We start from the raw sequence: 13534 nt of genomic DNA, 5'->3' as shown, positions 1-13534 counted from the left end.
GAATGAGGAGCCTGAACGACACAGACAACACTAACGCCTTCATCTCCGCTGGGGCTCAAGAATATGAATGATTTTCATGGGGTCGGTATTGGCATTGTACGGGAAGTCAGTCACCCGGTCTGTAGAGTTCCACTCGGTTGCGACCGGTCTGTTTGGCACGATAAAGAGCCATGTCTGCCCGGCGCTGAAGCTGTTCCGGCGAGATGCTACCGCCAGGTGCCTGAACTGCAACTCCGATGCTGAGCGTGACGCAATTAGATCCGCCTGATGAAGGATTGGAAAGGGCGGCAGCCTCAATGCTCTCTCGAATACGTTCAGCCAGCGCGCAGGCTTTTCGCTCCTCCATCTCCGGAAGAACGACTAGAAATTCCTCACCCCCGTAGCGAGCCACATGATCCCTCTCTCGTCTCATGTGGCTTTGGATAATACCGGCCACCTTGATAAGACATCGATCGCCCTCGGCATGACCGAGCTTATCATTAAGGTTCTTGAAGTCATCGATGTCGCACATCAGCATTGCGACCTGCCCACTGTATTTCCTGCTATGGCCCCAGAGCTGATCAAGCGTTTCCATCATCCAGCGTCGGTTAGCAATTCCGGTTAAAGGATCGGTCCTTGCAAGATGCTCAAGCCGGGCATTGGCCTCTGCAAGTTGGTTGACTCGCCGCCTATCTCTAAGCTCAAGAAGAAAAGTCTTTTGGGCCAGGATGGTCATTGTCCGCCGTGCGACAATCGTCGCGATGATGCCGATTGCAAAAAATAACGTGGCATCCAGACTGCTCGCAATTTCGAGGTTTGGATTCTGCAACTGAAAAACAAGATAAAGGCCAAGCGAAAAACCCGCGATCGTTATCGTTGAAGAAAGCGGAATTGCGAAGATGATGATCGCTGTGATCGCCACGAACAGCATAATACTCAAATGCCGTTCGTAGAATTCTCCGCCTGCGCTCGCGCCGACCAATGCAATAGATAGGAGGATGAGAAACATGCCTGCTATCAAAACGCCTGTCTGTAGCCAGTGCGCCCGAGGTTTGCGCCAGACAAAAGCCACGCCTAGTGCGACTGGCGGGAGGAAAGAGCCAGGCAAAATCATGGATAGCGCTACGGCTCGTGGAAGCATGAGCAAGTTGAGCGCCAACGTTAATACGTCGAGAAGGGCCACCCATATCATCCAGGCGCGGATAATCTTGGCAGTTTGCGACCAGATTCGGCGCCGGAACAGCTCGCTGATTTTGTCTTTCAGATAGATATCGCGAGTCCGGCCGCCCAGAAGGCGCTCGACTTCCGCCATAGTGAAAGGATCATTTTGCGCATCGAACGGACTAAGGACAGCCGAATCGGTCTTCTCCTGGATATGCATGCTAGACAATTATAGTAAACTTCGTTGATAGCAAAGATGGAGAAAATCCCACGATCCGACCGGCTCATCTGCGTCACAAATCCTAGATCATTACACTCGCTTTAAAATCTGTTGCGCTATCGCATCGTCGCCACTGCGCCTTCCGGCCGTTATCGACCGTAACGATGAAAACGCAGGCAAAGAAGGATAATATCCTACAAACAGAACAACCCGCTTGGAGTGCTGCGGAAGCTCACCGACTACTACAGGATGGCAACTTCCAGCACAAAGACAGCAGCGAGCTATAGGAGCCGCCTTGCTGTTGCGGCGAACTTCCGCCGCCAGTCAAAGATCACTTTCCTTAGGCACAAATCGAAAACCGCCATTATCGGCATTTTCAAACACAGGGTTCCCGTGGCATCTCGGTTTTATGCGCCTTGAGGTTGATCGCCGTGGCAACAGTTCTATGGACTTGAGAGAAGTTGGTTGCGTTCGTACAAGACTAGAAGGTAGAGGGATGCTGCTTGTAATTTCAGTACCAATTGCCCATTTTCAATGGCCTTTGATCCAAAAGCGCCTCCTTATGTGGTGGCAAAGAATTCGGAAATCACACATATGCACGTTATTCGATTCGGCGGTATTCAACCGGGAAACGAAACAAAAGAAGATGAGGGCTCAAGATGACAATTCGCTTCAATCTAAGGGCATAGCCTCAACACGTTTGCATGAATTGGCCGCGCTCAGTCAATTGCGTGGCGACCTTGAAATTGGAGAGGTGCTGTCGGTCATGGGCCAGACAGGTACCCTTGGCAGGGCCGGCGAGCCAATCGAGACGCTTCGTGTCAACCTTCGCACCGCTGATACGGCGTGGCACCTGTTCCCGGTATCTCCACTTCCTCGGCGTGCTGTTCGAGGCTGATTTGGCCGATCTCGTCGGCATACTTCTCGGCGTTGCGCGTTGGATCGCCACAAAGACAACTATCCCCTCCTTTTCGGCCGCGAGCTTGGCACCCGCCTTCTGGGAGAGTGTAACGTTAACGTCGAATCCCATACCACCCTGGGCTGTAGCCGGTATTGAACCTGCCAATAGCGTGATTGCTGCAGTGGCTATTGCGAGCGACGATCTAGGGCGGTTTCACAATCTACCCTCCTTAAAGTCTCTAAATATCAATTCGCGGCCGGAACGGGGCAGCTCATATCGCCTTCCTCGCATTTCAGGTAACCCTCGAAGGCTTTGAGACGGGATTGCGTCAGGCCGTCCATGCACTGCGCGATGAGCATTGGCAACATGCTTCCTCCGGCCGCTTGCGAAGTCTGGAAATTGCACTCTGCGTCGCGAAATTTGGTCCAATCCCGCTGTGCCCGAACAAGAAGCTTCTCGGTATTCGCGTCGTCCTTCAGGCGGGCTTCGATTTGTGTGTAAAGCTCATTGAGCTTTTTGTCAGATTTCTTGAGTGAAGCACCGGCGCACTCGTTCATAGCGGCCTGAGTCATGGCGTCATGGTAGCACTTGTCTTGCGCAAAGGCGAAAGTCGACATGGACAGAACCATGGCAGCAGCCAGCGTTACGGTCTTCATCGATTGTCCTCCGTTTGAAATCCACTTGTCGCGGGCCGGGGCCTCCTTGCAAATATTGTTCGTCGACGGCATGATCGACCGTTAATTGGTATCGTATGTGTCAAGACAGCCTGACAGATTCCCCTCGTCCAGCCGGTGGCGGGAAGGCAGATCCATCAGCCGCTCAAGCACTATGGTTATTTTGTGGCAACAACGCAACAATCAATTCCTTTACAACGACTAAACTGGGACAGCTGTACAGAATATATTAACCAGATCGGCGAATAGAGTTATTTATATTTCAAATTTTGAATTAAATTGCTGTATGTACCATAGCATGTTTCGTACAATTCCCTACTGTGAAGGGCGTTAAGAACGCTTGGTGAAGCAGGCTAGCAAATTGCCCGGCGAACGAATGGAGCGGCGCGCGCGCATGCTGGGAGTGGACATCAGTGATCACCTGCAAGCTTACGATGGCCGCGGCGAAGGGACCGTCGGCCCACTATGGGGTGGAAAGTACATCTCTATCATCGGCGTGCAAATACATTAGATCAACTACTGAACTGAAAGCGACCACGACCCGTGGGTCACTTTAATCGAGATTTTCAAGGCGGACGGATAGAGCTGGCGAATCGAACTAGTTCATGAGATTTATCCATTTCAAACTCGAATGCGTTTCTCTCAATTGGATTGCTAAGCTGCGGCTGGCGCTTGTCACGCAGCTTGGCCGGCTCGCTGTTAACGAGGGCATGGACATGGACGCTTTTTACTGCGGCGGCAAAGCCGTAAGACATAAACGGTGAACCGCGAGGCCCACAAGGAAGTTCGGAGTGCATCATTGGCGGCTGCTCGTTGGAGTTGTCAACGCCCGCCCGCTGAATGCGCAGTGTAGGAGGTGGGACTTGAAATGCTCTTTGGTGCAGGGCCTTGTTCGGCAGCGTAATTTCGGAGTAGGTAGCGGCGGTTGAATGGCGAGGTTGGGGCCAAGCGAGGAGTAAGCGCCATCTGAAATGGTGTTGCGCTTCTGCCACGCAAAATTCGGTCATAGGCTTTCCAAAAAGAGTACCTATATTTGCTGCGTTGCACATGGATTGCCAAGGTTGCATATTGATTCCCGGCAAGCGTCCTAGAAACTGTCGTCGTTTACCGCAACCGCCCGCAACGATGCTTCGCACACCCACGTCCACGAAGGTGCTTGACTCCACGGGGCCGCTTAATGCTCCGGTAATACAGTTGGTGCTGCCAACAATCAGCTTTCAATGGGCACGAGGATATCAACGACAACGCCATCATCGGACCATTCTCGCTCAACCTTGCCCAGAAGCTGTTTTTCTATCATCGCGCCGACCATTGCCGTACCAAATCCGGGCTGACGACGGGACGACGGGGCACGGCCCCCGGTTTCTTGCCAACGAAGCTTAAAGCCTCCTTGTCCCGGTACTTCCTGCCAATGGATGTTCAACCGGCCCGACGGGGCACTCAGTGACCCATGCACGGCCGCGTTGATGAGCAATTCATGCACGACAAGCGCCAAAGGTTGGACGATCGTCGCCGGAACGAGAATCTCCGGTCCTTCCATCGAGACCCGTTCACTTGCGAAGGATTCCATTTGACGCCTGATGATCTCACCGAGCTCGATCTCTTGCCAGCCGCGCTCCGCGAGCAGGGCATGGGCATGCGACAAAGCCTGAATGCGTTGCTGAATGGATGCTGCATACAAGGCGGCATCGTCGGCTCGGCTCAGCCTGACGATTCCTTCGACTACGGCCAATACATTCTTGGCGCGATGATCGACTTCTTTGAGCAGCCGATGTTCCGTTGCTTCAAGGTACTGTACCTTGCGGTATTCGGTCACGTCGAGCTGCGAGCCGAAGTAATAGAGCAATCGCCCGTCGTCGTCGCGTATTGGACTGAGATGTAGCTGGTTCCAAAATGCCGAACCGTCCTTTCGATAGTTCAGTAGTTCCACGTTGGCTTCGCGTTCTTGAGACACCGCAATTCGAACTTCGGCAACTGCAGCGGGCGATGTCCCCGGCCCCTGAAGAAAGCGGCAATTTTGCCCGACCACCTCTTCGGCGCTGTAGCCTGTCAGTTCAAGGAACGCTTGATTGGCAAGAACGATGGGCAAATCCGGCTGCCGGGCGTCGGTCATTACCATGGGCATGCGGGTACGCTCGAACGCGCTTGCGGCAAGCTCCTTCCGGTCCAGGTACCCTCTTTGCGAGGATGCCGCTGGACGGTCACCATGTAGTTTGGCTGATCGACGCTTGCTATCGGACAATGTACGAACACCTTCTATGGAAGCCAGAGCCAGAACGTTTTTCAAACCAGATGGTTTCAGATGGCATGCAGTGGGTTGGAGAACCCGTCACTGAATTTTCCCGCCGCGACTTGGCCATGCCATGGCCCATTTCGATTTTCGTTGCTCACGGGGAATGATTTCGCGGCCTCTCTTTTGGGAAGCCAATCTCCGCCTGAGAGATGGATGGCATCACTCGTTTCAGCAATATCGCTAAGGATCGGGTCATTCGCATCGGCATAGTCCATGATGCTGCAGAAGCTGCCGCTGGAATCGCAGACGAAATGACGACAGTTAGCTGTTCAATTTAAGTAGCATATCGGAGGACGTCGAGCGGCATCTCCGAAGCGCGCGGCGGTCCCGGCCACAGATTTTGCCAGTCCAATTTCGATGTCTGTTTAGCTATGCTGCTTACGATGCAATTGCCTCGGGACGCACCGTCTTGAAATACTGACTTTCGGGCCGATCAAGACCCAGATGGCCGCGAAGTGTGGAAGCGCTATAAGAGCGGCGGAAGAGCCCGCGCGACTGTAGCAACGGTACGACTTCCGACACAAACAGATCGAACTGCGTGGGGAGGATCGGCGGCATCACATTGAAGCCGTCCGCTGCGCCCGAGCGGAACCAGTCCTCCATGATGCGGGCGATCTGCTCCGGTGTGCCGGATGTCGCGAAATGGCCACGCGCGCCAGCGAGGCTATGCAGCAGGGCGCGCAGCGTGGGCCTTTCGCGCGCCACAAGCGCCAGGATCGTCTCGGCTCGGCTTCGCGCCGCCTGAACCGTCAGCGGATCGGGGAAATCATCTACCGATAGGACGGTATCAAGGTTGAGATGCGAGAAATCGTAGCCGCTGAACCTGTTGGAAAGGCGCGCGAGTCCGACGCTCGGTTCAGAGAGTTCGTTCAATTCGCGCTCCGTGCGCTGCGCTTCTTCTTCAGTGGAGCCGATAGTCGGGCTGATGCCGGGCAAGATAACCAGCTGGTCGATGTCGCGGCCCCGCGTCCGGGCCTGTGTCTTCAGATCCTTATAGAACTCGATCGCGGTCGCCTTCTCCAGATGTGCGGTGAAGACCGCCTCGGCGTGGGCCGCAGCGAAATGTCTTCCGCTCTGTGACGAACCCGCCTGTACGAACACCGGCCGTCCCTGCGGACCTCGGGAAATATTGAGTGGTCCCCGCACGCTGTGCCACTTGCCGTTATAATCGACGGGGGTGATGCGAGAAGGATCGGCATAGCGGCCGCTGTCGCGGTCGTCGATCACAGCGTCGTCGGCCCAGCTGTCCCAGAGCTTGGTAACAACGTCGACGAATTCGAAGGCGCGTTCGTAGCGCTCGGCGTGTTCGATCTGACGGTCGTAGCCGAAGTTCGGACCCGCGCCTCCCGCCCAGCTCGTAACGATGTTCCAGCCGACGCGTCCGTTGCTTATATGATCGAGCGACGCAAACTGACGGGCCAAATTGAAAGGCTGCGTGTAAGTCGTCGAGGCCGTGGCGATGAGACCGATGTTCTCGGTGGCGCGTGCAAGGGCCGCCAGCGTTGTCAACGGCTCCAGTTTGCCAGCAGCGCTGAACTCCACGCCTTCGCCAATCGCAAGAACATCGGCAAAGAACACGGCATCGAAGAGAGCGGCCTCGGCGCGGCGCGCCAAGTCCTCGTAGTACCGGATATCGGTCAACGCCAAAGGCGAGGAGGAAGAGTGTCGCCAGGCGGTTTCGTGGTGTCCGCGGCCGTTAACGAAAAGATTGAGATGAAGTTGGCGGCTCATGGGTCTATCTCCGGGGGGGTGAAGTTGATTGTTGGGGAGGAGACGCCGAGAGCCGCAAGGAGCTCGGCGCGAAGCTGTTCAAAACGTGCGTCGGACTGCCGGCGCGGGTATGGAAGGTCGACATAGCGCTCATGGCTGATCCTTCCGTCTTCCATAACGAGTACGCGGTCGGCGAGCACCAGCGCCTCGTCTACGTCATGGGTGACGAGCAGAACCGTTGGTTTGTGGGCCTTGACGAGTGATTGCAGCAACTCCTGCATTTTGATGCGCGTCAGCGCGTCGAGCGCGCCAAACGGCTCGTCGGCAAGCAGGAGTTTTGGTTCGCGAACAAGCGATCGGGCCAGCGCTGCGCGTTGCATTTCGCCGCCCGATAGCGTGTTCGGCCACGCCTGTTCGCATTCGGAAAGGCCGACGTCGGCCAACGCCTTACGTGCCTTTTGCCGGAGTTCTGTGGGAGGCAGATGCAGGCCGAGCTGGACGTTGCGGATCACGTTTTCCCAAGGCAGCAGCCGGGAGTCCTGGAAGAGGACGGAAGAACTTTCGGGCAGCCACAGCTGGCCGTCCTTCTCCGCATCGTCGTCGAGATCAGCAAATGCCCTGAGCAGGGTGCTTTTGCCGGACCCGCTGCGGCCGATGAGAGCGACAAACTCGCCTTCGGCGATGGCAATCGAGATGTTGTCAAGAATAGTCTTGCCGGAGAATTTCCGCGTCAGCCCCCTTGCTTCCACGGCCACAGGCCGGGCCTCCCAGCCGGATGACTTCGTTGCAAGGTTCATGAGCCGATCACCTTTCGATAGGAAAGAGCCTTGCGTTCCCAGAGCCGGACCAGCCCGTCTGAGACGAGACCGAGCACGGCGTAGATGACGAGGCCCGCGACGATGATGTCTGTTTGGCCATAGTCGCGGGCGCGGTTCATCAGGTATCCGATACCCTTCGTCGTGTTGATCTGCTCGAGCACGACAAGAGATGTCCAGCACGTGGTGACTGCAAGTCGGAGCCCGGTGAAAAAGCCGGGGAGGGCGCCTGGCAACGCTACGCGGCGAACGAACTCCAGGCGGCCAAGTCCTACAGTTCGCGCGAGTTCTACCAGCCTGAGATCGATACCGCGGAGCGCCGCATGCGTATTGATGTAAACCGGGATAACCACGCTCAGCGAGATGACGGCGATCTTCATTGCCTCGCCGATGCCGAGCCACAGGATCGCGAGCGGGATCAACGCGAGCGTCGGCACCGCGCGCTTGATCTGGACGAGGCCATCAATCGATGCCTCGCCAATGCGGGTCAAGCCCGAGACGAGTGCCAGAAGCAACCCGATAGCCACGCCAACGGCAAGCCCCGCATAGGCGCGCTGGGCCGACGCCACGAGATGGGGCCCGAGCGTGCCATCGACAAGAAGCTTCCAGCCGGTTGTAAGCGCCGTCGAAGGGGCTGCGAGATGTCGCGGTGAGAGAATTCCGGCAAGCGAAGCAATCTCCCAGATCACGAGAAGGACGACAGGTCCAAACAGCAGGCCGCGTGAACTCAGCCGCATCGGCGTCAGACGTGGCTTTGCCGACGCGCCCTTCTGCCGCCTGTAGTCAAGCTGCGAAGATGCCTCCGAATAAGCAGCATCCCACCTGGTCGTCAGCGCTTGCGATACGATCCGCGAATGAGATTCCATCGGCCGTTTCCTTGATTGCGTTCCGTCAGTTGCTGCTGTTTGAAGCTGCGATCACTTCGTCGAAGCGCAGATCAAATTCCTTGGAGGCGTCGAGACGCTCGGGGAGGTCCCCTGCGTCAAAGATCAAATCGGCAAGCTCCTGCTGGCGGCCAACGACTGAGGAGAGAAGCGGGAATCCATCCTCACCTTCGGCCCTTACGATCGCCTCTCCTTCTGCCTTCGTCAGTTTTTGGCCCTTGACGTAATAGGCGTCGACCCAGGCATCCGGGTTCTGCTTCGACCAGCGGTTCGCCGCGATCCAATGGGCGACGAAGTCGCGTACTGCCGGCGCCTTGGCGGGGTCATCAAGAGCGACACGGCTGGCATAGAGGTAGCTGAGCGCACGCGGAAGGCGGTCGTGCTGGGCGGGGGAAATAACGCTCGCATCCTTGAACTCCGCAAGGTAGCGGGACAGATGCGGCTCGATCAACGGCGCAGCATCTACCTGGCCTGTACGGATTGCATCCTGAAAATCAGGCACGCGCAGCCGCACGAGTTCGACATCATCACGGGAAAGACCCGCGAGTTTCAGCGCCAAGAGAACAAAAGGCTGGCGGCCGGAACCCTCGGCATAGGCGATCTTCTTGCCCTTGAGTTCCTCAAGCGTGTTAATTGCGAGCCCGGGACGGACGGCGAAAGTATAGTCGGCTCTGGTCTGGGTGATCGCGGCGACAATCGGAAGATCTTCACCCGCAGCCTGGGCCTGGATGGGGGCGGCATTTCCCACCGTCGCGAGATCCACCGCTCCGGCGCGGAAGGCTTCAAGGATCTGCGGACCGCCGGCGAAATTGGCATAGTTGGCTTCAAAGCTAAGTTTGCGCTGCTCGCCGGATGCCCGCATCAACGTCTGCAGCTTCTCATTCTGGTCAGCGACGACAATCTTCGTCCCGGCAGGCACGTCTTTCGGAAGGGTGACTTCCTCAGCCCTAGCGACGTCGTGTGATGCCAAAGAAAAGGCAGCCATGGCAACGGCCAGTCCGACGGCGTGAAACACCGCGCGCCTGTAAACGCCTTTTGTCATTCTGGTTACTCCATGTTGGCTTGAACTACGAAAAGCCTAGTGCATGGCAAGCAGATCGCGAGGTAATTTCTACTAAATTAGTCGACATTACCGAAAACTATTGACGTGAGGGCCTTCAAAGCCGCGAATGCAATCGGGCGAGTGGTTGTCGTACTGTACCTAATCAGTGTCTTCCTCAATCTGTGTGGTGTTTGCGAACCAGCTGGCTCAGCCTTGATATGGCAGAGATTAATAACCTTGGGCCGTTCCAAATCCGCTACGATTGCCCTTAGCCCTGAGCCCTTGGCCAATTCCAGTGATCTATTGCCCAGGACCCGAATAGTCTTCCTGGTACCGAGTGGCATGGCGGTTCAGCTGTCGTGTGGGCGCTGCCTGGAATATTTGGGCTGCACCAAGCGTTGTTCCACTGCTGTGCGCGAAAAGCTCCACGAATTCAGCAACCCGACATGTCAGGCTTGCTTGGGGAGAAACGATTTCGGGCAGTTGATCAGACCAAGCACCCCACAGATTGAGGAAGATGAGGAATTCAACAAAATCAAAGGCATTCCTCTATCTCCAAATCTGATATTTGCCTTTAAATTCGAGATTTTGCCCCTAAACTTGAGACAGGGCTCATAGGGGTATGCGGCTGAGTTTCAAACCGGACACCCGTCTCTTCTGCCTTGCCGCGATTGCAGTGGTCGAGAAGCGTCCACTGATCAAAGCGGCGTTGTTTCTACTGGTCTCGATGGCTTCGCCAGAGTCGCCTTGTTCCGGACTTATCAAAAGGAAGACCGCTTGCTCGTAACCGTCAACCGGATCGGTTGCCGCTTGAGAACCGACGTTGCACCTCGACATCAAATAAAGTCAATGCGACAGGAGCCATGGATGACTGGAGCTGGCCTAAGGGCTCTAGCTAAGGGCAATCGTAGCGGATTTGGAATGGCCCAAGGAACCAGCTGGTTCGCAAACACCACACAGATTGAGAAAGACCCGTCTAAAGCCAGCTCAGAAATGCGAGCGATGGCATGAAGAAATATTCGCTTCCCATCATCGTCACTGCTTGGGAAACGGTGGCAACGGTCTTAAGGGAACCGTGATCGTGTTCGGATTGAGCGCTATATGTCATCCGACCTGCCCATTCCGGCGCGCCAGACGGCGAAAATCCTGCCCGGTGGAGGTCCGGTGCAGTGTATCAAGGGAGGACATGCGCACCGGACCTCATTGCCTCCACGGGCTCGTTCGCATGGCAATGCATGCTCGCGCGACAGAGAAATGCATTCAAAGAAGATTTTTATCTTTTGTCCTCCGATGGAGAAATAAACAACTGACTGGCTGGGTACCGCCGCGATGGCGCGCCCGGTGTTTTCCCTCGCTAGAAAGGGGTACAAAAACAAGACGACCGCGTCGCCCTTATCGGTCGGCGAAAGCAACAGGGTCTTATCTGTATTGGCGCTGATCAAAGGATGACCCTACGCCGCGAATATTTAGTCCAGGCTGTGCCGTCATGACTTCGGCGCACGTCACGCGGCGGATGATCTTGAACCAAGCCGACATTCCTAAAATCGCTGATAGGCTGACCCAGGGAGAGACCGTTCAGACTTCATCAGATATTTTGCGGCCTTGAGTGCACCGATGCCAACGAGTCATCATATTATCCCGATTCGGACGCTGCCAGCTTTAGCACTCCTATCATTCGAGTGCCAATGGGGGTATGAAGGCATGTGAGCCACATTGTCTGGCTGCAGAAAGAGTTCCTCATGAAATTCCGGCCACTTCACGACCGCGTTGTCATTCGACGCGCTGAAGGCGATATCAAATCCAAGGGAGGGATCATTATTCCCGACACTGCCAAGGAAAAGCCGCAGGAAGGCACAGTTATTGCGGTGGGACAGGGAGCCCGTGATGAAAGCGGCGCCCTGATCGCACTCGATGTCAAGGCAGGGGATGCCGTTCTGTTCGGCAAATGGTCCGGTGCCGACGTCAAGATTGACGGCGACGATCTCCTGATCGTGAAGGAGACGGACGTCATGGGCATCGTCGAGACCCAGTAGGCGGAACGAAGAATGCCCTATGGGCAATTGCCGCACTTATCAATTTCAAAACGAACTGGACGAACAAGCAATGTCTGCCAAAGAAATCAAATTTTCCACCGACGCCCGCGACCGCATCCTTAGTGGTGTCGAGATACTGAACAACGCCGTCAAGGTGACGCTGGGCCCAAAGGGGCGCAATGTCATCATTGACCGCTCTTTTGGTGCGCCGCGCATTACCAAAGACGGCGTAACTGTCGCAAAGGAAATCGAGCTTGCCGACAAGTTCGAGAACATGGGCGCACAGATGATCCGCGAAGTCGCGTCAAAGACCAATGATCTCGCCGGTGACGGAACCACCACAGCGACGGTGTTGGCCGCCTCCATTTTGCGTGAGGGTGTAAAGCTAGTTGCGGCCGGATTGAACCCCATGGATCTAAAGCGAGGCATCGATCTTGCCGTGGCTGCTGTTGTCACCGACATTCAGGCGCGGGCGAAGAAGGTCAAAACTTCGGAAGAGATTGCTCAGGTCGGAACAATTGCCGCCAATGGCGATGCCACCGTTGGTGAGATGATTGCCAAGGCCATGAAGAAGGTCGGCAATGAGGGCGTCATCACCGTTGAAGAGGCAAAGACCGCTGACACCGAACTCGAAGTTGTCGAGGGGATGCAGTTCGATCGCGGTTATCTGTCGCCCTATTTTGTTACCAATGCAGAAAAGATGCGGGTCGAACTGGAGGACGCCTACATTCTCCTTCACGAAAAGAAGCTCGGCAACCTGCAGGCGTTGCTGCCGATCCTCGAAGCGGTGGTCCAGGGCGGCAAACCGCTTTTGATTATCTCCGAGGATGTTGAAGGCGAAGCTTTGGCGACCCTCGTCGTCAACAAGTTGCGCGGTGGTCTCAAAGTCGCAGCGGTCAAGGCTCCCGGATTTGGCGATCGTCGCAAGGCGATGCTGGAGGACATTGCGATCCTTACCGGCGGTCAGCTGATCTCCGAAGATCTAGGCATCAAGCTTGAGAATGTCACGATCGACATGCTCGGACGGGCAAAACGCCTCCTCATCGACAAGGAAGCCACCACGATCGTCGAGGGTGCAGGCGACAAGGCCGCCATCGCAGCGCGTGTCCAGCAGATCAAAGCGCAGATCGAGGAAACCACTTCGGACTATGACAAGGAAAAGCTGCAGGAGCGACTAGCAAAACTTGCCGGTGGTGTTGCCGTGATCCGCGTGGGTGGTGCAACCGAAACCGAGGTCAAGGAAAAGAAGGACCGCATTGACGATGCGCTGAACGCCACGCGTGCTGCGGTGGAGGAGGGCGTTGTTCCAGGCGGCGGTGTCGCGCTGTTGCGTGCCAAGGCATCATTGGCTGCCCTCACCGGAGCAAATGCCGACGTGACCGCCGGTATTTCGATTGTACTGCAAGCGCTTGAAGCGCCCATCCGACAGATAGCCGAAAATTCCGGTGTCGAAGGTTCGATCGTTGTCGGCAAACTTTTGGACAGCAAGAAACCCAATCAGGGGTTCAACGCGCAGACCGAACTTTATGTCGATATGATTGAGGCTGGCATCGTCGATCCGGCCAAAGTGGTCCGCACAGCCCTTCAGGATGCCGGCTCGATTGCCGGGCTTTTGATCACAGCGGAAGCCATGATAGCCGACATTTCACCATCGGCGGCACTCGGAATGAATGACCCAAGAAGTACCGGATACTAATCCCAGTTCTCCGGGTATTATGACATCGCGTCAAAGTTTTTGGCGCGATGTTGGATAATTACAAACATCGAGTTTGAATTCCGAAAAGCTCGAATAAAGCGGTTTAGACTAGGAGTCAGCCTTCCT

The 13534-nt window shown here is 55.9% G+C and carries 11 protein-coding genes; 3 read left to right on the top strand and 8 right to left on the bottom strand.

The window, feature by feature from the left end:
• Positions 1–106: 106 nt before the first annotated feature.
• The gene (locus tag J2X72_RS20730; protein WP_210003943.1) at positions 107–1360 is read right to left on the bottom strand and encodes a GGDEF domain-containing protein; all 1254 of its coding nucleotides are present in this window, start codon (positions 1358–1360) and stop codon (positions 107–109) included.
• Between the two features lie 496 nt (positions 1361–1856).
• Here J2X72_RS20730 and J2X72_RS20725 point away from each other — a divergent pair, with 496 nt between their 5' ends.
• Complete coding sequence (locus J2X72_RS20725) at positions 1857–2258, top strand: hypothetical protein (RefSeq protein WP_310075078.1); 402 nt, start codon at positions 1857–1859, stop codon at positions 2256–2258.
• Between the two features lie 248 nt (positions 2259–2506).
• Here J2X72_RS20725 and J2X72_RS20720 read toward each other — a convergent pair whose 3' ends face one another.
• From J2X72_RS20720 to J2X72_RS20690, 7 genes are all read right to left on the bottom strand, one after another.
• Positions 2507–2917 carry a lysozyme inhibitor LprI family protein gene (locus tag J2X72_RS20720; protein WP_310075076.1) on the bottom strand — a complete coding sequence of 137 codons (411 nt, stop codon included), beginning with the start codon at positions 2915–2917 and terminating at the stop codon, positions 2507–2509.
• Between the two features lie 584 nt (positions 2918–3501).
• The gene (locus tag J2X72_RS20715) at positions 3502–4002 is read right to left on the bottom strand and encodes a hypothetical protein (RefSeq protein ID WP_210003793.1); all 501 of its coding nucleotides are present in this window, start codon (positions 4000–4002) and stop codon (positions 3502–3504) included.
• A gap of 143 nt (positions 4003–4145) precedes the next feature.
• Positions 4146–5177, bottom strand: a complete 1032-nt coding sequence (locus tag J2X72_RS20710; RefSeq protein ID WP_310075073.1) for a PAS domain-containing protein — start codon at positions 5175–5177, stop codon at positions 4146–4148.
• Positions 5178–5606: 429 nt separating this feature from the next.
• Positions 5607–6959, bottom strand: coding sequence for an LLM class flavin-dependent oxidoreductase (locus J2X72_RS20705; RefSeq protein WP_310075071.1), 1353 nt, complete (start codon positions 6957–6959; stop codon positions 5607–5609).
• Positions 6956–7735, bottom strand: a complete 780-nt coding sequence (locus tag J2X72_RS20700) for an ABC transporter ATP-binding protein (RefSeq protein WP_310075070.1) — start codon at positions 7733–7735, stop codon at positions 6956–6958. The genes J2X72_RS20705 and J2X72_RS20700 overlap by 4 nt, the downstream gene beginning before the upstream one ends.
• Positions 7732–8586, bottom strand: coding sequence for an ABC transporter permease (locus J2X72_RS20695; RefSeq protein ID WP_405044754.1), 855 nt, complete (start codon positions 8584–8586; stop codon positions 7732–7734). Before J2X72_RS20695 ends, J2X72_RS20700 begins: the two co-directional genes overlap by 4 nt.
• Before the next feature lie 58 nt (positions 8587–8644).
• Entirely contained in the window at positions 8645–9679 is a 1035-nt protein-coding gene (locus tag J2X72_RS20690; protein WP_310075066.1) for an ABC transporter substrate-binding protein, read from the bottom strand.
• 1739 nt (positions 9680–11418) lie between these two features.
• Between J2X72_RS20690 and J2X72_RS20685 the strand changes: the two genes are divergently transcribed.
• Both J2X72_RS20685 and groL read left to right on the top strand, forming a co-directional pair.
• Positions 11419–11712: a co-chaperone GroES gene (locus tag J2X72_RS20685; RefSeq protein ID WP_210005877.1), complete on the top strand. Its 294-nt coding sequence runs from the start codon at positions 11419–11421 to the stop codon at positions 11710–11712.
• 70 nt (positions 11713–11782) lie between these two features.
• Positions 11783–13408 carry a chaperonin GroEL gene (groL, locus tag J2X72_RS20680; RefSeq protein WP_210005876.1) on the top strand — a complete coding sequence of 542 codons (1626 nt, stop codon included), beginning with the start codon at positions 11783–11785 and terminating at the stop codon, positions 13406–13408.
• The last annotated feature ends 126 nt before the right edge of the window (positions 13409–13534 follow it).

This window comes from Phyllobacterium sp. 1468 (genome assembly GCF_031455525.1).
Lineage (GTDB): Bacteria > Pseudomonadota > Alphaproteobacteria > Rhizobiales > Rhizobiaceae > Phyllobacterium.
The sequence above is the reverse complement of the archived record's forward strand: the minus strand, read 5'-3'. Positions and strand labels throughout refer to the sequence as shown.